Origin of the sequence: Stappia sediminis, from assembly GCF_009826895.1 — a bacterium.
GTDB lineage: Bacteria > Pseudomonadota > Alphaproteobacteria > Rhizobiales > Stappiaceae > Hongsoonwoonella > Hongsoonwoonella sediminis.
In genome coordinates, this window is sequence record NZ_WUMV01000003.1 from 596,850 (window position 1) to 617,500 (window position 20,651).

The window sequence follows — 20,651 nt, forward strand, 5'->3', positions numbered from 1 at the left end:
TTTGTTGTATGAGAAGGCCGCCCTGTCGATCAGGGCGGCTTTTTCGTTTTTGCGGTCAGCCTGCACGCACGCAGCAATTGGAGATAAAGATGTCGGACGCCGTTTCTCCGCTTGCCCCGAAATCCTATCCGGATGTTCCTGCGCTTGGCGGGGTCCGGTTCGCCACGGCGAGCGCCGGCATAAAATACAAGGGCCGGACCGACGTTCTCCTGATGGTGCTTGACGAGGGCACCGAAGTTGCCGGCGTTTTCACGAAGTCGCGCTGCCCTTCCGCCCCGGTCGACTGGTGCCGGGCCAACCTTGCTTTGGGCAAGGCGCGAGCGCTCATGGTCAACTCCGGCAATGCCAATGCCTTCACCGGCAAGAAGGGGCGTGAAGCGGTCGAGCTTTCGGCAGATATCGTCGCCGGGGCGATCGGTTGCAGGCGCGAGGAGATTTATCTCGCCTCGACGGGTGTCATCGGAGAGCCTCTGCCGGCGGAAAAATTCGCAGGCGTGATCGACGATCTGGCCGCAAGGGTTTCGGGCGAACCCTGGTCCGAGGCGGCGAAGGCGATCATGACGACCGACACCTTCCCCAAGGTGGCGACACGTACGGTAGATCTGGGCGGCAGGAAAGCCACGATCAACGGGATCGCCAAGGGGGCGGGCATGATCGCTCCCGACATGGCGACGATGCTGTCCTTCATTTTCACGGACGCCGCCATTTCCGCGCCCGTCCTGCAGGCAATGCTGTCGGATCGTGTCGAGGGATCGTTCAACGCCATCACCGTGGACAGCGATACCTCGACCTCCGATACGGTTCTGCTGTTCGCCACGGGCAAGGCCGGCGGAGAGCGCATTTCCGCCGCCGATGATCCGAGGCTTGCCGCTTTCAAGGATGCCTTGGGCGAGTTGATGCGCGAGTTGGCCCATTGGATCGTCAAGGACGGTGAGGGTGCGCGAAAATTCGTGGAAATAACGGTCACGGGTGCTGAAAGTGATGCTTCGGCCAAGCGAATTGCGCTTTCGATCGCCAATTCGCCCCTCGTGAAAACGGCCATCGCTGGCGAAGACGCGAATTGGGGCCGCATCGTCATGGCGGTCGGCAAGGCGGGTGAGCCGGCGGACCGGGACAGTCTGGCAATCTGGTTCGGCGATACGCGCGTTGCCGTCGACGGGGAACGGGATCCGGACTACTCCGAAGACGCTGCTTCGGCCGTGATGAAGCAGGACGAAATTCCGGTGCGTGTGGACCTGGGGCTTGGAGCTGGTACCGCGACGGTGTGGACCTGCGATCTGACGAAGGAGTATGTCGCGATCAACGGAGACTACCGTTCATGAACCTTGCCGCCGGACATCCATATGACGAAGCCATGTTGCTTCGCCGTATCGAGGAGGCGAATTTCAACGGCTTTCCAAGCGAGATCGTCCATATGGACGGCGCCTGGGTTACGCGGCTTGCGCCGGGCAATCCTGCAAGGCGTGTCAATTCGCTCAATATTTTCGATCCGGAAGATACTGCCGATCTCGACGGCAGGCTGGACCATGCGCGGTCCTTGTTCCAGCGCGAAGGTGTACCCTTTCACCTTCGCTCAACGCCCCTGACGCCGACTGCGCTTGGCGAACGCTGCGACGGGTGCGGATGGGCGCGGGAGGGCGAAACCCTTGTTCTCCTGCGTTCGACGGACCGGGTCGCAAGTGCCCCGGAACGGGCAGGCGAGGTGAGCGTTCTTGTCGAGCCGCTTAAGAACTGGCTGACGGGCTTCGCGGAAATCGGCGGTACGCGCCCGGAAGCGGTAACGCCCGAGGCTGTAAATCGTCTGGGGCGCGCGCTTTCCCGTGTTGCGGGGGAGGTGATTGCCTTCATCGCGCGTGACGAGGCGGGCAGACCGGTCGGGACGGCGATCGCGACCATCGACCGCGATCTCGTCGGTATTTATGACGTGGCCGTGGCCCCTGCCGCGCGAAGGCGGGGCCTGGGTGCAAGGCTGGTGGAAAAATGCCTTGACGCAGGGTCGGTACGCGGATGCGCATATTCCTGGCTTCAGGTCACAGCCGAAAACGAGCCCGCTCGGCGGCTTTATGGAAAGCTCGGGTTTTCAGGGCTTTACACCTACCACTATCGCCGGCCGCCCGATTAGGCGGCGAGAACACAATGGAATCGAGCGAAATGGTTTTCAATTGCTTGCTTGGGCGTGCGGAAACGGCACGGGTGGTGAAATGAAGCTCGTTCTTGTTTCTGCGTGTGCGCTTTTAGACGCTGATAACCGTGTCTTGATCGCGCAACGCCCCGAGGGCAAGGCGATGGCCGGATTGTGGGAATTTCCCGGCGGCAAGGTCGAGTCCGGAGAGCGTCCCGAGGACAGTCTTATCCGCGAACTTCACGAGGAACTCGGCATCAGCGTTAAGATTGAGTGCCTTGCGCCGCTGACGTTTGCCAGCCACGCTTATGAAGATTTTCATTTGCTGATGCCACTTTTCATATGCCGCAGATGGTCCGGGACCGTTACCGGGCGTGAAGGGCAGGCGATCAAATGGGTGAAGGCGGTTCGGCTGAGAGATTATCCGATGCCCGCCGCCGACATACCCCTCATACCGCATCTCATTGATATCGCCTGATCCCCGAACGCACGCAGGACGTCCGGCCCACCATACGAAGAGAGGCGCGTCCAGATGTCAGGCATGATCAACATGGCGAGGAGCGAGCCCGTTAAAGAAACCACTGTGCTCGCGAAAATATTGAATGACGAAAGCGGGGCAACCGCCATCGAATATGGAATGGTCGCAGGATCCATTACCGTCGCTATCGTCGCTACGCTTTCCACGATAGGCGCGACGCTTCAGGGGGATTGGTATGAGCCGATCCGACAGGCGATCGAAGCTGCCGTGAACGGCTAGAGCATATTGATTCTGGAGCGTTTTCCAGTCATGAAAGCGACTTTGCTTTCGTGGGAAATGTTCCGGTGAATTGCCGCTTCTTGAGGAACTATTTTCCACCGTGCGGATCAAGCTCCTGCGTTCCGAGAGCGTCGGCCAGTCGCATTTTTGCGGAGCCGGGTTTCAGCGGTTTTTGCTGGCTTTCATGCGGCGCCCAGCCCGAAAGCGAGACGAACTGAAAGGTCGCGCGGACCCTCCCGTCGTCGTCCGCGTGTTCGTGTGCGTAAATCTCCGCCGCACGATATAAAAGCTTTCGCGAGGCGGGCCGCCTGCTGCGTTCCGTGAGAACGTTGGTCGCTCCCATATCCCGCAGATCCCGCATCAGATCGAACATCGTGTCGTATCGCACCGTTATCGTGTCCTGATCCGCGACAGGCAGAGCAAAGCCGGCCCGCTGCAGGAGGGCGCCGAGATCGCGCGTTCCGGCGAAGGGAATGACGCGCGGCGATGCCCCGCCGGTGACTTCCACTTCCGCTCTCAGCAAGGAATCCCGCAGTTCGAAAAGGGTGTCGCCGCCCGGCAGACAGCCGAGGAAAAGGCCGTCGGGGCGAAGCGCGCGCCTGATCTGAATGAGCGCGCCCGGAAGATCGTTCACCCACTGCAAGGACAATGCGGAGACGATCAGATCCACGGACTGATCGGCAAACGGGGGAAATTCATCGTCCACCACGAGGTCGGGCGGGGCAAGCCGGGGATCCGGGCAAAACAGGTCGGCGCGCAGCACGGCCACCGTGTTTTCCGACGCCCGCAGCATCTCGGCGACCCGGCCGCCATGACCGCCAAGGTCGACGGCCAGTTCGAACTCGCGCTTGACCGTCGAAAGCCGTTCGCCAAGGTCTTCGCATACCGCTGCCAGCAAGAAATCCGCGCCCTTCGTGCCCTTTTCAAGGGCGCGGCGCCGGCGCCGGGCAAGAAGCCCCCGGTCGATTGGCATGGGCTGGGACATTTCGTGCGTTCCGATCTCGAAGCTTTGATGGCCCGGTTATGGACCGCGAAGCTGGTCAGGTCAAAAATGAATGACGGCTCAAGGATCGTCGATATCGGAAATCGGAAGTGACGGGTTTCTTCTCCTCCATTCGGGACAAGGCGGCTGAACGGAATCGCGAGTTCGAGATGCCCGCGCCGGCCCGTCCGCACATCATCCGGCGTGCTCTGGACTTCATGGTTCCGCCGACATGCATTTCCTGCGGCGTGCCGGTCGCCGGGGACGAGGCGCTGTGCGGAAGCTGCTGGGCGGCGACGCCGTTTCTGGCGCCACCCTGGTGCGCACGGCTCGGCAGGCCTTTCGCGTTCGATCTGGGGGAGGGCGCGCTTTGTCCGGAAGCAATCGCCACGCCCCCGGTATACGATCGTGTGCGGGCGGCCTGCGCCTATGCCGGTACGGGGCGCGATCTTGTGCATTCGCTCAAATACGCGGATCGGCCGGCACTCGCACGCGCGCTCGGACGCTGGATGGCCCGCGCGGGAGCGGAACTTTTCGCCGATCGCCCTCTTGTCGTGCCCGTTCCCCTTCACCGCGGACGCCTTTGGGCAAGGCGGTTCAATCAGTCCGCGCTGCTGGCTATCGCGGTCGCGAGGCATACGCGGTCCGACCTCAACCTCGATGCGCTTGAACGACTTCGGCGAACCGGCCGTCAGGTGGGCTTGAGCCGGAAGGACCGGGCGAGAAACGTGCGGGGCGCATTCAGGATTTCCCAACGCGGCGCGGTGGAAGTAAGGGGGCGCAGGGTGGTGCTCGTCGACGATGTCATCACCACGGGTTCGACCGCGACCGCTTGCACGCATGTCCTGAAACGGGCGGGTGCCACATCCGTCGACGTGCTGGCCTTCGCGCTTGCCGAGGCAGACGAGCCTATCGGCGCCTGAAACAACGGCGCCGGTTCCCGGTAGCGGCAAGAAGTCGCTGCGGCATCAATACATTCATTTTATTACGTAACGGCATGAGCACGCAGAAGTGATTCACTTATTAGTCTTGTGTGGCAAATACGACGTCCAATATAAGGCGGCGAAACCTCGTTTCGTGACCGGGACGCACTGGGCCCGCTCTGGAATTTCGATAACGAACATGGTGCGTATATGAAGAATGTGGTGATCTACACGCGAGACCTCTGCGGTTTCTGCGTTCGCGCAAAGCGGCTGCTGGCCGAAAAGGGTGTATCCTTCGAGGAGCACAACGCAAGCCGCGATCCGGCGAAGCGCTCCGAGATGATCCAGCGGGCCAACGGGCGTTCGACCTTCCCGCAGATTTTCATCGGCGATGCTCACGTCGGCGGCTGCGACGAGTTGCACGCGCTGGAGCGGGCGGGCAAACTCGATCCCATGCTTGCCTAGGGTCCAGACCCTGACACAACATAACGGGGATTCGATCATGACCAGCTTTGTTGCCGCCGCCGTTCAGCTTCGCACTGGGCGCGACATCGCTGCGAATGTCGAAACGGCTTGCGATATAATCCGTGAAGCGGCAAGAAGCGGCGCGAATTACATCCAGACGCCCGAAATGACGCATCTCCTTGAAGCGAGCAAAGCCTCGCTGATGGAGAAGATCAGGCCGGAGGAGGAAGACCTCGGCGTGAGGTCTTTCTCGGCGCTTGCCCGCGATCTCGGCATCTATCTGCACATCGGCTCGCTGGCCATCAAGGCCAGCGAGGCGGCGGTTGCAAACCGCGCCTTCCTGTTTGCGCCGGATGGTTCGATTCTTGCCCGTTACGACAAGATCCACATGTTCGACGTGGACCTGCCCAACGGAGAAAGCTGGCGGGAATCCGCGACCTATCGGCCCGGCCGGCAAAGTGCGGTGGTTGATCTTCCCTGGCTCAAGCTTGGCATGGCTGTCTGCTACGACGTGCGTTTTCCGGCAATTTTCCGCGCACAGGCAAAGGCAGGTGCGCAGATGCTGAGCGCGCCGGCCGCCTTTACCCGCCAGACCGGCATGGCGCATTGGCACGTGCTGCAGCGCGCCCGTGCGATCGAAAACGGTGCTTTCCTCGTTTCCGCCGCACAAGGCGGCAAGCACGAGGATGGCCGGGAAACCTATGGCCACAGCATTATCGTCGCCCCATGGGGCGAGATCATCGCCGAGCGGGACAACGACGAACCGGGCTTCACGCTGGCGGAAATCGACCCGGCCAAGGTGGCGGAAGCGCGTGGGCGCATTCCTGCAATCGCCAACGAGCAGGAATTCGAACTGGCGACGGTGACCGCTCCGGTGGAGGCGCTGACGTGATCCATTACGCGCTTTCCTGCGCAAGCGGGCATGAGTTCGACGGCTGGTTCCGAAATTCCTCGGATTTCGAGGGACAGGCGGAACGCGGGCTTGTCGTCTGCCCGATTTGCGGGGCAAGCGAAGTTCGCAAGCGGCTGATGGCGCCTGCCGTTTCGAAAGGCACCGGCGGAACGTCCGCAGTCAAGGGCATGCCCGCCGATACTGTTCCCGATCCCAAGGATGGCGCACCCGCTCCCGCGGCAACACTTTCCGGCGTCGATCCGAAAATCATGGAAAAGCTCAGGGCATTGAAACGGGAAATCGTTTCGAAGGCTGATTACGTCGGTTCCGATTTCGCCGAAGAGGCGCGCAAGATCCACTACGGCGAGGCGGAAGAGCGAGGCATCTACGGCGAAGCCTCGCGAGAATCGGTTCGTGAACTGACGGATGAAGGCATCCCCGTTCTTCCCCTCCCGGCGCTGCCGGAGGAAAACAACTGAACCACTGCATCAAGGCGGATTGCCCCTCTCTGTCCGCCTGACGAACTGCGCTCTATGCCGCGCGAGCGCGGGTTCTTCTGCCGGAACTGCGTGCCTTGCGCCTTGCCGTATAACGCAGCGTTTCCTGGGTCGCTTCGCTTTCCCGGGAAATCTCGCCGGTTTCATCGATATCTTCATCCGATGCCGATAGATGCTCCGAAACGCAAGCCGTCAGATCTTCCGCGTGTTTTTCGTAATCGGAAACAAGTCGCTCCCAAAATGTGGATGCCGTGCCCGTGATATCCGCCGGAGAGGCACCGTCCATCATCCGAAGAGCGCAATCCATGTCAGCATGAAGGCGTTTGGAGACGAAATCGATCTGCATATTGAACAAGGCGGCGGCGCAATCGATCGCCCTGCGCTGGGCCTCGGCGGGCCCGAATGTCATCATTTCCTCCAGGCGATCCGCCGCTTCCGCCCAATTCCAGGGTTGCCAGGTTTCCATGTCGTTGAAGATTTCCGTCTCTGGCATTCTGTTGCTACCGGATGAGACGTTCGTCATTGCGGCCTCCCTTTTTCGTTCCATGCCGGTGATCGTCCGATTTGACGCGCCTGCCGGGCAAATTGCCCGCAGTGCTTTTCTTCGATCCTAGCGCAGCGGCGCTGATCGTTTTTGATCCGGATCAAACTCTACGTCAATTTCAGAAGCACGGATCGTAATCAAAAATCATGACGGCTTCATGCTGCTGCGCCGGAAAGCCAGTCCATGAATAGGCTCGTTACGGCTTCCGGTCGCTCCAGCGTTGACAGGTGCCCGCAATTCGCGACGACTTCCAGCCGACTTCCCGGAATGGCCCGATGTAGTTCTTCTGCGCGATCGGGCGGAGTTAACCTGTCCCCGTCACCGACGATGACCATCGTCGGGCACTGGATTTGCGAGAGGCGTGGCCTTGCATCGTCGCGGCTCATGATCGCATGCTGCTGACGGATAAAGGCTTCGCCACCGGTTTTCTTCGCCATTCCAAGGACGATGTCGCGAAGCGCCCCGTCATCTTCCCGGTTTTCGTGAACGAACATCGGAAATAGCGCTTGTGCGACACGATCGAATGCGCCGTTGCGCGTCAGTTCGATCTGTTTATTGCGGTTTTGGGTCTGCTCCGGCGTGTCCGGCCTTGCGGTCGTATCGAGAAGGGCGAGGCGCGTCACGCGCTCCGGTGCGATCCTCATGATTTCAAGCGCGACGTAGCCGCCCATCGAAAGCCCTGCGAGCGCAAAACGGCGGGGAGCGCCTTTCAGGATGTCTTCCGCGATCTCGCGCATCGTCTCATGCCTGCGATGATCGGCGACCATGATCGGCCGGTCGGCAAGTGCCGCGATCTGCGGGGCATAGAGCGCTTCGGTGCACAGCAACCCGGGAACAAGGACGAGGGCTTCCATCGATGGACTTTCCTTCTTCGCGGGAACGGCAAACCTATGCTGGGCGGGCGAAAAGCATCATGTAATTGACGTCCGTATCCGCGGACCGGCTCCACTCGTCGGAAAGCGGATTATACGTTACGCCCGCGCGATCCGCCACGAAGAGGCCGGCCGCCGCCAAAGGGGTTTCGAGTTCGGATGGCCGTACCAGCTTGTCAAAGGAATGTGTGCCTCTGGGCAGCCAGCCAAGGATGTATTCCGCGCCGACGATCGCCAGTGCATAGGCCTTCAGCGTGCGGTTGATGGTCGCCACGAACATCAGCCCGCCGGGCTTCAGCATCCTTGCACATGAGGCAAGGTAGAACGGCACGTCGGCGACGTGTTCGACCACTTCCATGTTCAGGATGATGTCGAATGTCTTGCCCGCGTCGGCCAATGCTTCCGCGGTCGTCGCGCGGTAATCGATGTCGAGCCCGGATTGGCCGGCGTGAATTCTGGCAATCTCGATATTGGTGGCCGAAGCGTCCGCCCCGACCACTTCGGCACCGAGCCGGCGCATCGGCTCGCACAGAAGGCCGCCTCCGCAACCGATATCCAGAAGGCGCAGACCCTTGAAGCTATCGGGCGCCTTTGCATCCCGACCGAAATGCGCGCAGGCCCTTTCCTTGATGTAGCCGAGACGGACCGGATTGAACTTGTGCAATGGGCGGAACTTGCCACTCGGATCCCACCATTCGGCCGCCATGGCCGAAAAGCGGGCAACCTCGGCATCGTCGATGGTGCTCGGGCCGGCCGTATTGCCGTCAGCCGCGGGATTCATTGCGCGTTCCTCCCATTCTCAAGACCGCTTTGGTCGGTGGTCGCACGGAGTTTGTCAAGCACGAGTGTTGCAGGGGGGACCGGCAGTCTGTATGCATACGCGCCGACCCGACCGGTGCATCCGCGCCGACAGACCGTACTTGATAACGCGATACGCATTCGATGGCCCGACTGGTTCTAAAATTCGGCGGAACGTCCGTCGCAGACCTCGACCGCATCCGCAATGTGGCGCGGCATGTGAAACGTGAGGTTGATGCAGGGCACGAAGTTGCCGTCGTCGTATCCGCCATGGCGGGCGAGACGAACAAGCTCGTCGAGTTGTGCCGTCAGGCCGCACCCATGCACGATGCGCGCGAGTATGATGCTGTCGTCGCTTCGGGCGAGCAGGTGACATCGGGACTGCTGTCTATCGTGCTTCAGGAAATGGGCGTCAACGCCCGCTCCTGGCAAGGCTGGCAGATCGCGCTCCATACCGATGGTGCGCATGGGGCGGCGCGAATCGCCGAAATCGACGGCGAACGGCTGATCGAACGGCTGCAGCAGGGCCAGGTTGCGGTTGTCGCCGGTTTCCAGGGACTGGCTCCAGACAACCGGATTTCGACGCTGGGCCGGGGTGGTTCGGACACGAGCGCCGTGGCGATCGCCGCGGCGATCCGGGCCGACCGCTGCGATATCTATACTGATGTGGACGGTGTCTATACGACGGACCCGCGCATCGTGCATTCCGCAAGGCGGCTGAACCGGGTCGCTTTCGAGGAAATGCTGGAGATGGCCTCGCTCGGCGCGAAGGTGCTGCAGGTGCGCTCCGTCGAGATGGCCATGGTGCATGGTGTGCGCACGTTCGTGCGTTCCAGCTTCGATGATCCGGACGCGCCCCAGACGGGCGAAGGCAACCTTCCTCCGGGAACACTTATCTGCGACGAGGACGAGATCGTGGAACAGCAAGTCGTCACCGGCATCGCCTTTTCCAAGGACGAGGCCCAGATCTCAATCCGCGATGTGGCGGACAAGCCGGGCGTGGCCCACGCCGTGTTCGGCCCGCTGGCGGACGCCCACATCAACGTGGACATGATCGTCCAGAACATTTCGCCGGACGGCAACAAGACCGACATCACCTTCACCGTCCCGGAGAGCGACTACGACCGAGCGATGAAGGTGATCGAAAACCGGCGCGAGGAAATCGGATTCGGGGCTATCGAGGGTGCGCGCAATGTCGTGAAGGTGTCGGTCATCGGCATCGGAATGCGCTCTCACGCGGGCATCGCCGCGCAATGTTTCCGCGGTCTTGCGGAGAAGGGGATCAACATCCGGGCGATCACAACCTCGGAGATCAAGATCTCGGTGCTTATCGATTCGGCATACAGCGAACTTGCGGTCAGGACTCTCCATTCGCTATACGGTCTAGACGGATAGACACGCAGGCGAAGCGGCGGACCGCCCGCACGAGAATAATTGTCTATGGGGACCCGCCGGTCGTCGGGAAAGGATTCGACGCGTGATGCGGAGCAGCCTGGCCGGACCACGCGTGTTGTTGCGGCGCCTCCGCGAGGTCATGGCGGAGCCGATCAACGCGCAGGAACGGCTGGACAAGATCGTCGTTCTGATTGCCGCCAACGTGGTTGCGGAAGTGTGTTCCGTCTACATCCTTCGGGCGGACGGGATGCTCGAGCTTTACGCGACCGAAGGCCTCAACCGGGACGCCGTTCACAAGACGAGCCTCGGTGTCGGCGAAGGTCTCGTCGGCCTCATCGCGGCCGACGCGCGCCCGCTCAATCTGCCGAACGCCCAGGCCCACCCCGCATTCGCATACCGGCCGGAAACCGGCGAGGAAGCCTATAATTCCTTCCTTGGCGTTCCGATCCTGCGCGCCGGGCGCACGCTCGGCGTGCTCGTCGTTCAGAACAAATCGCACAGGACCTATTTCGAGGACGAGGTCGAGGCGCTTCAGACCACGGCCATGGTCATCGCGGAGATGGTGGCGGCAGGCGAGCTGGAAGCGATTTCCCAGCAGGGCACGAAGCTCGACCTGACCCGGCCGATGGAGTTCAAGGGTGTCGCTTTGTCGGAAGGCGTCGGGCTGGGCCATGTCGTCCTGCACGAGCCCCGGGTCGTCGTAACCAATCTTATTTCTGAAGACGTCGACCAGGAACTGCGCAGGCTCGAGAGCGCGATCAACCGCTTGCGCCTTTCCCTTGACGATCTTCTGGCGAACGGAGACCTCGGCCAGCATGGCGAACATCGCGAAGTGCTGGAGGCCTTTCGCATGTTCGCCCAGGACCGGGGCTGGATCCACAAGATCGAGGAAGCGATTCGCAACGGCCTCACCGCCGAAGCGGCTGTCGAAAAGGTTCAATCCGACACCCGCGCGCGGATGATGCGCCAGACTGACCCCTATCTGCGCGAGCGGCTGCACGATCTCGACGACCTCGGCAACAGGCTTATCCGCGAGCTGATGGGCCGACAGCACGGCCCCGGTGCGGAAAGCCTGCCGAAAGACGCGATCATCGTCGCGCGCAACATGGGGGCGGCCGAACTTCTCGATTACGGTCGCGACCGGGTGCGCGGGCTTGTGCTTGAAGAGGGCGGGCCGACGAGCCATGCGACGATCGTGGCGCGTGCGCTCGGCATTGCGACCGTCGGGCAGGTTCAGGATATCGTCAGCCTTTCCGAAAGCGGCGATGCCATCATCGTCGATGGCGATATGGGGCAGGTGCAGTTGCGCCCGCCCGGCGATGTGGAGCACGCCTATGCGGAAAAGGTGCGTTTCCGGGCACGCCGCCAGGCGCAGTATCGCCGCTTGCGCAGCAAACCATCCGTTTCACGCGACGGCGTCGAAATTTCACTTCTCCTGAACGCGGGCCTGCTTGTCGATCTTCCGGCGATGGTGGAATCGGGTGCGGGAGGGATCGGCCTCTTCCGCACCGAGCTTCAGTTCATGGTCGCGTCTTCCTTCCCGCGCATGAACGAGCAGAAGGGACTTTACGCGAAGGTGCTCGACGCGGCCGAAGGGCGGCCGGTGACCTTCCGTACGCTCGATATCGGAGGCGACAAGGTCCTTCCCTATCTGCGCGCGATCCAGGAGGAAAATCCGGCGATGGGCTGGCGCGCGCTGCGCCTCGGCCTCGACCGCCCGGCGATCCTGCGCACGCAGATCCGCGCGCTCCTTCACGCGGCCGCGGGGCGCGAGCTGAAAATCAAGTTCCCGATGGTCGCCGATGTTTCGGAATTCGTGCAGGCGAAGGCGCTGGTGGAACGCGAACTCAAGCATCTCAAGCGTCACGGGCACAAAACGCCAAGCAAGCTGCGTCTGGGCGTTATGATCGAAGTGCCCTCGCTAATCTTCCAGCTCGAGGAGCTCTTCCAGCAGGTCGACTTCGTCTCCATCGGTTCCAACGATCTGTTTCAGTTTTTCTGCGCCGCCGACAGGGGCAACACACGCGTGTCGGACCGCTTCGATCCGCTGAACATCGGATTCATGCGCGCGTTGAGGCGCATCGTGACGCGGGCAAAACTGGCAGGCGTTCCCGTAACGCTGTGTGGCGAGCTTGCCGGCCGCCCGCTCGAGGCCATGGCGCTGCTTGCGCTCGGTTTTCGCGACCTGTCGATGTCGGCATCTTCTCTAGGCCCGGTCAAGGCGATGGTGCGCTCCGTCGATATCGGCCGCCTGAGCGCGCGGATCCTGCCCAAGCTCGAACCCGGCAGCGGCCCGGTCGACCTGCGCAAAGAGCTGCGCGCTTTTGCGGCGGAGCATGATATACAGCTCTAGCGGGCCTGGACCTTGGGATCTTGCATTCGGGCGTGACGAACGCCGTGCACTCCTCCTTCTTTTCAACCGGAGCAGACGGCCGATGATTTCGGCGGAAAAACTCGATGGAATCCTCTCGCGATTCGAGGAACTGGAATTCCGGATGACGCAAAATCCGGACCCGGCCACCTATGTTCGCCTGTCGCGGGACTATGCTGAGCTCGAACCTCTCGTTTCCAGGGTGCGCGCGCTGAAGGCTGCCGAAGAAAACCTGGAAGGCATCGAGACGATGATCGCCGACCCGGCAACCGAGCCGGAGATGGCGAAGCTCGCCCATGAGGAGCGCGAGGAAGCGCGCGAGGAGATCGAACGTCTGACACAGGACGTGAAGCTTGGTCTCCTTCCCCGCGACGAAGCCGACAGCAATGACGTAATCCTTGAAATACGGGCAGGTACGGGAGGTGACGAGGCAGCGCTCTTCGCGGGCGATCTCTTTCGCATGTATCAGCGCTATGCTGCGCTGAAGGGGTGGAAGGTGGAGCTTCTGTCGGCAAGCGAAGGCGAGGTCGGCGGCTACAAGGAAGTTATAGCCTCTGTCTCGGGCGACCGTGTTTTTGCCCATCTGAAGTACGAATCGGGCGTCCACCGGGTGCAACGCGTGCCGGAAACCGAATCGGGCGGGCGCATTCACACATCGGCCGCCACGGTTGCCGTCCTGCCGCAGGCGGAGGATGTAGACGTCGATATCAACGACAACGATTTGCGGATCGACACGTATCGGTCCTCCGGTGCAGGCGGCCAGCATGTCAACACCACCGACTCGGCGGTGCGCATCACGCACGAACCGAGCGGCATCGTTGTGGCCGTGCAGGATGAACGCTCCCAGCACAAGAACAAGGCCAAGGCCATGCAGCTTCTGAAGGCAAGGCTCTATGACCTCGAGCGAGAGCGTGCCGCGAGCGAACGGACCGAAGCCCGCCGATTGCAGGTCGGTTCGGGGGACCGGTCGGAACGCATCAGAACCTATAATTTCCCGCAAGGGCGCGTTACCGATCATCGCATCGGGCTGACGCTCTACAAACTCGACCAGGTGATTGCCGGCGAGGCGCTTGACGAGGTCGTGGATGCGCTGGCGCTCGACCATCAGGCGAAACTTCTGGCAGCGGAAGGCCTGTGAACGCGATCTCTTCCGACCGGCAATCCGAATTCGCCCGCGCGAATACCGTCTCCGCACTCTACCGGGCAATGCGCGCCGCCTTCCGCGCGGCCGCGTTGTCAACGCCGGATCTTGACGCCCGGGTTCTCACGGCTCACGCGACGGACCGCGAACCGAACGAAGTCGTTCTCAAAGGCGAAGAGCCTGTCGGCGAAAGAATGCGCGAATGCGCTTTGAGCCTGGCGAACGACAGGCTGGCGGGCAAACCCGTTGCGAGAATCCTTGGGCGGAAAGAATTCTGGGGCCTGACATTCACCTTGTCGGATGAAACGCTGGAGCCACGGCCCGACACCGAATTGCTCGTGGAACAGGTGCTTGAGTGTTGTGGGGACCGTTCGGCGGAACTGACGATCCTCGATATCGGTACCGGCAGCGGTGCGATCGCGGTAAGCCTGCTTCACGAATTGCCCAGGGCCATAGCCATCGGGACGGATCTGAGCCAAGGCGCATTGCTTGCGGCCCGCGCGAATGCATGTCGAAATGGGGTCGGCGAGCGGTTTTTCCCGGTGGCGTGTGACGGCCATTCCGCGATTTCCGGCGATTTCGATTTTCTTGTGAGCAATCCGCCCTATATCAGAAGCATGGATATTACGACGCTTGATGTCGGCGTCCGCCAACATGATCCCGTGCTCGCCCTCGATGGCGGGGCCGATGGACTTGCGGCATACAGATCGATAGCGCGCGATTCGCGGCACCTCCTTCGGCGAGGGGGTTACGTTTTTTTTGAAATCGGCTACGATCAGGCCGCGGAAGTTGCAGCGATATCGGTCGAATCGGGCTATGAGAATATTTCTGTATTTCAAGACCTTGCAGGGCATGACCGAGTCATCCGAGGTTTTCGTGCAACGTAGTTCGATGATTTGTTCAGGAGACGAAAAAGACGCTTGGAAATCCGGGCAGAACCGGCTAGTTTCCATATCGTCGAAACCCTGAATGGGGATCGAAATCTCCGGGGGCATCGAAAAACCGAGTGGTATTGAGCATTTGCTCGGCCTTGACTGTACCTTGGCATAAAGGGTGCGTCACTCGACCCCTCGGAACTCCGACAAAGGCACGGACGTTCCTCGGCATCGGTCTGTTTGCAGACACGGCGCGTCGGCTGAACATCTGGATGTTCCAGCGTATGAGCCGATTGATCGGATCGCGCGGCAACTGCCTGCGTATCCGGAGGACCGAAGTATCAGTACGGTAAATTCGACCGGTCGGTATTTATCGGCCGATCAATAGGCCGGTTGCGAGCCGGTCGCCGTTCGTGAGAGAAAACGGCAGAATGAGACCAGGAAATCAGAACAAGCAGCGCATGCGCGGCAGGGGTCGCAAGGGCCCGAATCCGCTCAGCAGGACCTATGAATCCAACGGACCCGATGTGAAGATTCGCGGAACCGCGCTTCACGTCGCCGAGAAGTACCAGCAGCTGGCGCGCGATGCCCATGCCGCAGGCGATCGGGTGATGTCCGAAAATTACAATCAGCACGCCGAGCACTACCTGAGGATTGTCGCAGCCGCGCAACCGCAGCCGCAACAATCCGTGCATTCGCGTTCGGACGAGGCTGAGGATGAGGCGGATCAGGCGAGCGAACGCCGTGGCGATGGCCGCGAGGGTTCTTCGTCGCGGCCCTATATGCCGCTCGATGCGCCACAGCCGTTCATTGACCGCAGCCCCGGCATCAATACGAAGGGATTGCGTGAGGAAGGCAAGAACGGAGCCGGAGATGGTTCCGCTCCGGATAAAGGCGACGAGACCGGTTCGCCCGGCGACTCCGCGATTGCCGAAGGGGCGGGGGCTGACGATGACGGCGGCGAGAACGACGCCCCGAAACGGCGGCCGCGCGGGACACGCGGGCGCGGCGTGCGCAGGACGAAGCCCGAGGCTGCGGCCCAGGACGCCGACGCTACTTCGACGGACAATGACGATGCGCGGTCCGGACTGAACGGTGCTTCCGGATCGGCCGAGGAAGGCGGCGAGGAAGCCTCTGCGCCGCAAGCCGAAGACGACGCGCCGAAGAAACCTCGCGCAAGGCGCACACCACGTGCGCGGACGAAAAAAAGCGAGCCGAGCGAAACGGAAGAAAGCCCGGCTCCGACCGACGCCTGAACGAATTGGCGACCAAATTGAAAGAGCCTGCGGCCATCCATGCCGCAGGCTTTTGCTGTTTTCGGCCTGAAGGCCAGCGAATAGCGGAGCCGGAAAATGATTTCATATGCGACTCAGCTTTGTGCGATTGGCTGGCCGACTTCGAGACGACCCTCATTTTCGGCTTTCAGATAGATGCCAAGATCACGATGACCAAGCGCTTCTATCAGCGCCTGCGGAATCTGGGTATCGCGCGTTGCCGTTTGCGGGTCGACATCGACGGCTGCACAGCGCTTCGTCCGGCTTGTCACAGTGAATCGAAGGCCGCCTGCCGAAATCTCTTTGTCCAGCCAATCGAATTCCGACCAGGCAGGTTGTCCGTCGATGTATATGTTGGCCCTGAAGCGTGCTGGGTCCAGCTCCTTGCCGACTATCTTTCCGACCGCCCTGACCGTTTCGAGATTGACGAGATGGATGCGCTTTTCCGGTACGTCGGAAAAGGAGTGTCCGTCGGCATGAAGGATACGTGGCGCGCCGCGCAAGTCGTCGGCGAAACGTGCGGAAATGAACTCTTCGATAGAGCGCCGTCCCTCGGCTGTGGTCAGTGCGCCGCTTGCCAGCCTCCTGCCGTCTTCGCAAATTTCCAGATGCTGCCCTGCTTCGTCGAAGCGAATGTTCAGTTTCGCCAGTTCGGCGTTTTTCATGCGCATGAGAAAAGCGATTTTGGGGAAATGCTTCGGCGCTGCGGGGTCGAAGCCCGAAACGCCATTTTCGATCGCGTAGGCACGATCGAACGGTAAGGTTTCATCCGGGCGGATGACGACTGCGCCGAGGCTTTCACCCTCAAATCCCTTGATTGGATAGCGCATCAGGCGGACGATACGGCTTTCGGCCATGCGGTGAGCTCCTGGTTTCGTGAATTTCGATTCGCGCACTGCATTTTGCCGCAGATCAACCCCTTTTTGTTGTCGATATGCAACACTATATCGAGAGCGCGCCCGGATCGATCCTTTGCTTGTAGGCCGGAAGGGCGCGCGGATGCCGCCGCTGCGGGTCCGTACTTCTTTGCATCCGCCTCGCTTCGGGGGGCGGGGCGGTCAGGAGGTTCAGGATGAATTTTGAGAAATATACCGAACGTGCGAGAGGCTTCGTTCAATCCGCACAGACTTTCGCCCTTGCGCAGGGCCATCAGCAATTCGCACCCGAGCACTTGTTGAAGGTGCTTCTGGATGACTCGGAAGGAATGTGCGCAGGCCTTGTCGAACGCGCCGGCGGCCGGGCGAAAGATGCCGCGCTCGCGGTCGAACAGGCACTTGCCAAGATGCCGAAGGTATCAGGCGCCGGCGGGCAGCTTTATCTCGCACCCGAAACCGCCAAGGTTTTCGATCAGGCCGAGAAGATCGCCCAGAAAGCAGGCGACAGCTATGTGACGGTCGAGCGTCTGTTGCTCGCGCTGGCCATGATCAAGGAAAGCGCGGCCGGCAAGGCGCTAGCCGAGGCAGGCGTTACGCCGAACGGGCTGAACGAGGCGATCAGCCAGTTGCGTCAAGGGCGCACCGCCGACACTGCCTCGGCGGAGAACCAGTATGACGCCTTGAAAAAGTTCGCGCTCGACCTCACCCAGTCCGCGCGAGACGGCAAGCTCGACCCGGTGATCGGCCGGGATGACGAGATCCGCCGCACGATTCAGGTTCTGTCGCGCCGCACGAAAAACAATCCGGTGCTTATCGGTGAGCCTGGTGTCGGCAAGACGGCGATTGCCGAAGGTCTCGCGCTGAGGATCGTGAATGGCGACGTTCCCGAATCGCTCAAGGACAAGCGGTTGCTTGCGCTCGACATGGGAGCGCTGATCGCAGGCGCCAAGTATCGCGGTGAGTTCGAGGAAAGGCTAAAGGGCGTTCTTTCGGAAGTGCAGGCGGCCAATGGCGGCATAATTCTCTTTATCGATGAAATGCATACGCTTGTCGGTGCCGGCAAGGCGGAAGGGGCGATGGATGCGTCCAACCTGCTGAAACCCGCGCTTGCCCGCGGCGAGTTGCATTGCGTTGGCGCGACCACGCTGGATGAATATCGAAAGCACGTGGAGAAGGACGCGGCGCTTGCGCGGCGCTTCCAGCCGGTCTTCGTAAACGAGCCGTCGGTGGAGGATACGATCTCCATCCTGCGCGGCATCAAGGAGAAGTACGAGCTGCATCATGGCGTTCGGATCACCGATTCGGCGATCGTCTCCGCGGCGACGCTTTCGGATCGCTACATTACCGACCGCTTCCTGCCGGACAAGGCGATCGATCTGATCGACGAAGCATCGAGCCGCCTTCGCATGCAGGTCGATTCAAAGCCGGAGGAACTGGACGAGCTCGATCGCCGGATCATTCAGCTCAAGATCGAGCGTGAAGCGCTGAAGAAGGAGACGGACAAGGCGACTCAGGACCGGCTTGAGAAGCTGGAGAAGGAACTTTCCGAACTGGAAGAGCAATCCGCCGCCCTGACCCAGCGCTGGCAGAGCGAAAAGGAAAAACTGGGCGCCGAGCAGAAGCTCAAGGAGCGGCTCGACCACGCGCGTATCGATCTGGAGAAAGCGCAGCGCCAGGGCGATCTCGCCAAGGCCGGCGAACTGGCATACGGAATCATTCCGGATCTGGAGCGGAAGCTCACCGAGGTTGAGGGAGAGACCGACACCGAGGCGATGGTCGAGGAAGCGGTCACGACAGACCATGTGGCTCAAGTCGTGTCACGCTGGACCGGCATCCCGGTGGACAAGATGCTGGAAGGAGAACGCGAGAAACTTCTTCGCATGGAAGACGAGCTTGCAAGGCGCGTCGTCGGCCAGTCGGAAGCCGTTCATGCCGTCTCCACCGCCGTGCGCCGCGCGCGCGCGGGACTTCAGGACCCCAACCGTCCGATCGGATCGTTCATGTTCCTGGGTCCCACCGGGGTCGGCAAGACGGAACTCACCAAGGCGCTGGCGGCTTTCCTGTTTGACGATGAAGCGGCGATGGTCCGTATCGACATGTCGGAGTACATGGAAAAGCACTCGGTTGCCCGCCTCATCGGCGCCCCTCCGGGCTATGTCGGCTATGAAGAAGGCGGCGTTCTGACGGAAGCGGTTCGCCGCAGGCCGTATCAGGTGATCCTCTTCGACGAGGTCGAAAAGGCCCATCACGACGTCTTCAACGTGCTCCTCCAGGTGCTCGACGACGGCCGGTTGACCGACGGCCAGGGACATACCGTCGATTTTCGCAACACGTTGATCGTAATGACATCGAACCTTGGTTCGGAATATCTGGCCAACCAACCGGAAGGTCAGGATTCCAGCGCAGTTCGAGATGACGTCATGGAAGTGGTGCGCGCTCACTTCCGGCCTGAATTCCTCAACAGGCTGGACGAGATCATCCTGTTCCACCGCCTGCAGCGCGAGCAGATGGCGGCGATCGTCGATATCCAGCTGCATCGTCTGGAACGCCTGTTGCAGGATCGCAAGATCGTGCTCAAGCTCGATGACGGAGCGAAAGGCTGGCTTGCCCAGAAAGGCTATGATCCGGTCTATGGCGCACGTCCATTGAAGCGCGTGATCCAGAAATTCGTTCAGGATCCGATGGCGGAGATGCTGCTCGGCGGAGAAATCGGCGATGGCCAGGCCGTTGAGGTTTCAGCCGGCTCCGACCGCTTGCTCTTCACCGTAACAGGGGAAAAGACGGAAGCGGCATAAGCGGCACAGGCCCCCTCTGCCAGCAGTCGCGCGAAAGAAAGGCCGGCATCTTGGCGATGCCGGCCATTTTTGTTTTTTCTCCCGGCACTATCCGGGGGAAGCCGATTCAGTTCGTTGCCGACGCTACTCGCGACGGGCCGGAGCCGCGCTCGATCAGTGTGTCGATCCGATCGCGTTCACGCTCGAAGGATGCCAGCATGTCGCCTTCCAGCACGCGGCCGCGGGGCAGGCGAATGCGCATCGGATTGACGAACCGGCCATTCACCAGCACCTCGTAGTGGAGGTGCGGTCCAGTCGACAGGCCGGTCGATCCGATGTAGCCGATGACTTGTCCCTGCGAGACATGGGCACCTTCGCGAATGCCCTTGGCGAATTGCGACTGGTGCGAATAGGTCGTGACATAACCGTTGGAGTGTTTGATTTCGACGCGGCGGCCATAGCCCGCAGCCCATTTCGCCTTGATGATCGTCCCGTCGCCTGCCGCCATGATGGGTGTTCCCCGTCCTGCAGCCCAATCGACGCCATTGTGCATTTTGACGCTGCCGAGGATCGGATGCTTGCGCAAGCCGAAGGCGGAGCGGAATCGCCCGCCGGAAAGTGGCTTGCGCATCAGGAACTTCTTCGCGCTCTTGCCCGTCTCGTCGTAGAAGTCGACCTGACCGTCATCCGGCGTGCGAAAGCGGTAGAATTTGCGTGTGGTTCCGCCGGTCCTGAGTGACGTGTAGAGAATCTCGGGAGGGGTTTCGGAATTTTCGTCCTCAAGACCGTAGAAAACTTCGAGCGCGTCTCCCGGTTTCACGCGGGACTTGAAATCGACGTCGAAGGAAAACACCCGCACTAGCTCTTCGATCAGCTCATTGGGAACTTCCTGCTCAAGCGATGTCTGGTAAAGGCTGTCGTAGAGCGAAGGGGTTGGACCGGAATAACCCAGCCGGTCCGCTTCGGCGAAGGCGTCGGCGAGAACGGTCGTCGGCGCTTCGGCGTCCACGAAGGTTCCGTTGTCCGAGCGCGCCACCGAAGCGTCGTGAACGGTATCCGAATAGAGACTGACCCGCTCGGGCCGCAATCGATTG

20 protein-coding genes (1 of these 20 only partly in view) are annotated in these 20,651 nt (G+C 61.2%); 14 read left to right on the forward strand and 6 right to left on the reverse strand.

Annotation, left to right across the window (positions count from 1 at the left end; genetic code table 11):
• The first annotated feature begins 89 nt into the window (after positions 1-89).
• From argJ to GR183_RS09700, 4 genes are all read left to right on the forward strand, one after another.
• Complete coding sequence (gene argJ, locus GR183_RS09685; RefSeq protein WP_160775389.1) at positions 90-1,322, forward strand: bifunctional glutamate N-acetyltransferase/amino-acid acetyltransferase ArgJ; 1,233 nt, start codon at positions 90-92, stop codon at positions 1,320-1,322.
• On the forward strand, positions 1,319-2,122 hold the full coding sequence (locus GR183_RS09690; protein ID WP_160775390.1) for a GNAT family N-acetyltransferase: 804 nt from the start codon (positions 1,319-1,321) through the stop codon (positions 2,120-2,122). Before argJ ends, GR183_RS09690 begins: the two co-directional genes overlap by 4 nt.
• A gap of 79 nt (positions 2,123-2,201) precedes the next feature.
• Positions 2,202-2,600 carry a (deoxy)nucleoside triphosphate pyrophosphohydrolase gene (locus GR183_RS09695; RefSeq protein WP_160775391.1) on the forward strand — a complete coding sequence of 133 codons (399 nt, stop codon included), beginning with the start codon at positions 2,202-2,204 and terminating at the stop codon, positions 2,598-2,600.
• 54 nt (positions 2,601-2,654) lie between these two features.
• Entirely contained in the window at positions 2,655-2,879 is a 225-nt protein-coding gene (locus GR183_RS09700) for a Flp family type IVb pilin (RefSeq protein ID WP_244313660.1), read from the forward strand.
• A gap of 88 nt (positions 2,880-2,967) precedes the next feature.
• Here GR183_RS09700 and GR183_RS09705 read toward each other — a convergent pair whose 3' ends face one another.
• The gene (locus tag GR183_RS09705) at positions 2,968-3,864 is read right to left on the reverse strand and encodes a methyltransferase domain-containing protein (RefSeq protein ID WP_160775392.1); all 897 of its coding nucleotides are present in this window, start codon (positions 3,862-3,864) and stop codon (positions 2,968-2,970) included.
• A 107-nt stretch (positions 3,865-3,971) separates the two neighbouring features.
• On the opposite strand from GR183_RS09705, the gene GR183_RS09710 reads away from it, so the two are divergent.
• The 4 genes from GR183_RS09710 (at position 3,972) to GR183_RS09725 (ending at position 6,620) form a co-directional block, all read left to right on the forward strand.
• Positions 3,972-4,784 (forward strand): ComF family protein, encoded by an 813-nt coding sequence (locus tag GR183_RS09710; RefSeq protein WP_312846808.1) that lies wholly within the window; start codon positions 3,972-3,974, stop codon positions 4,782-4,784.
• A gap of 210 nt (positions 4,785-4,994) precedes the next feature.
• Positions 4,995-5,249, forward strand: coding sequence for a glutaredoxin 3 (gene grxC, locus GR183_RS09715; RefSeq protein ID WP_160775393.1), 255 nt, complete (start codon positions 4,995-4,997; stop codon positions 5,247-5,249).
• 37 nt (positions 5,250-5,286) lie between these two features.
• Positions 5,287-6,141: a carbon-nitrogen hydrolase family protein gene (locus tag GR183_RS09720; protein WP_160775394.1), complete on the forward strand. Its 855-nt coding sequence runs from the start codon at positions 5,287-5,289 to the stop codon at positions 6,139-6,141.
• Positions 6,138-6,620, forward strand: a complete 483-nt coding sequence (locus GR183_RS09725) for a DUF1178 family protein (RefSeq protein WP_160775395.1) — start codon at positions 6,138-6,140, stop codon at positions 6,618-6,620. Before GR183_RS09720 ends, GR183_RS09725 begins: the two co-directional genes overlap by 4 nt.
• 52 nt (positions 6,621-6,672) lie before the next feature.
• Here the strand turns inward: GR183_RS09725 and GR183_RS09730 are convergent, their stop codons facing one another.
• From GR183_RS09730 to ubiG, 3 genes are all read right to left on the reverse strand, one after another.
• Positions 6,673-7,161 (reverse strand): hypothetical protein, encoded by a 489-nt coding sequence (locus tag GR183_RS09730; RefSeq protein WP_160775396.1) that lies wholly within the window; start codon positions 7,159-7,161, stop codon positions 6,673-6,675.
• 176 nt (positions 7,162-7,337) lie between these two features.
• On the reverse strand, positions 7,338-8,036 hold the full coding sequence (locus GR183_RS09735) for an alpha/beta fold hydrolase (RefSeq protein WP_160775397.1): 699 nt from the start codon (positions 8,034-8,036) through the stop codon (positions 7,338-7,340).
• A gap of 34 nt (positions 8,037-8,070) precedes the next feature.
• Positions 8,071-8,835, reverse strand: coding sequence for a bifunctional 2-polyprenyl-6-hydroxyphenol methylase/3-demethylubiquinol 3-O-methyltransferase UbiG (gene ubiG, locus GR183_RS09740; protein WP_160775398.1), 765 nt, complete (start codon positions 8,833-8,835; stop codon positions 8,071-8,073).
• A gap of 161 nt (positions 8,836-8,996) precedes the next feature.
• Here ubiG and GR183_RS09745 point away from each other — a divergent pair, with 161 nt between their 5' ends.
• From GR183_RS09745 to GR183_RS09765, 5 genes are all read left to right on the forward strand, one after another.
• Positions 8,997-10,247, forward strand: coding sequence for an aspartate kinase (locus GR183_RS09745; RefSeq protein WP_160775399.1), 1,251 nt, complete (start codon positions 8,997-8,999; stop codon positions 10,245-10,247).
• 85 nt (positions 10,248-10,332) lie between these two features.
• Entirely contained in the window at positions 10,333-12,600 is a 2,268-nt protein-coding gene (ptsP, locus tag GR183_RS09750) for a phosphoenolpyruvate--protein phosphotransferase (protein WP_160775400.1), read from the forward strand.
• Positions 12,601-12,682: 82 nt separating this feature from the next.
• Positions 12,683-13,756, forward strand: a complete 1,074-nt coding sequence (prfA, locus tag GR183_RS09755) for a peptide chain release factor 1 (RefSeq protein WP_160775401.1) — start codon at positions 12,683-12,685, stop codon at positions 13,754-13,756.
• Positions 13,757-13,824: 68 nt separating this feature from the next.
• Complete coding sequence (prmC, locus tag GR183_RS22345) at positions 13,825-14,646, forward strand: peptide chain release factor N(5)-glutamine methyltransferase (RefSeq protein ID WP_160775806.1); 822 nt, start codon at positions 13,825-13,827, stop codon at positions 14,644-14,646.
• A gap of 419 nt (positions 14,647-15,065) precedes the next feature.
• Entirely contained in the window at positions 15,066-15,890 is an 825-nt protein-coding gene (locus GR183_RS09765) for a DUF4167 domain-containing protein (RefSeq protein WP_160775402.1), read from the forward strand.
• 113 nt (positions 15,891-16,003) lie between these two features.
• Here GR183_RS09765 and GR183_RS09770 read toward each other — a convergent pair whose 3' ends face one another.
• Complete coding sequence (locus GR183_RS09770; RefSeq protein WP_160775403.1) at positions 16,004-16,765, reverse strand: MOSC domain-containing protein; 762 nt, start codon at positions 16,763-16,765, stop codon at positions 16,004-16,006.
• A gap of 215 nt (positions 16,766-16,980) precedes the next feature.
• Between GR183_RS09770 and clpB the strand changes: the two genes are divergently transcribed.
• Positions 16,981-19,578 carry an ATP-dependent chaperone ClpB gene (gene clpB / locus GR183_RS09775; protein WP_160775404.1) on the forward strand — a complete coding sequence of 866 codons (2,598 nt, stop codon included), beginning with the start codon at positions 16,981-16,983 and terminating at the stop codon, positions 19,576-19,578.
• Between the two features lie 106 nt (positions 19,579-19,684).
• Here the strand turns inward: clpB and GR183_RS09780 are convergent, their stop codons facing one another.
• On the reverse strand, positions 19,685-20,651 hold the 3' portion of the coding sequence (locus tag GR183_RS09780; protein WP_160775405.1) for a M23 family metallopeptidase. 1,001 nt of this gene lie beyond the right edge of the window; the window shows 967 of its 1,968 coding nt (coding positions 1,002-1,968); its start codon lies beyond the right edge, outside the window — the gene reads right to left on this strand; the stop codon is at positions 19,685-19,687.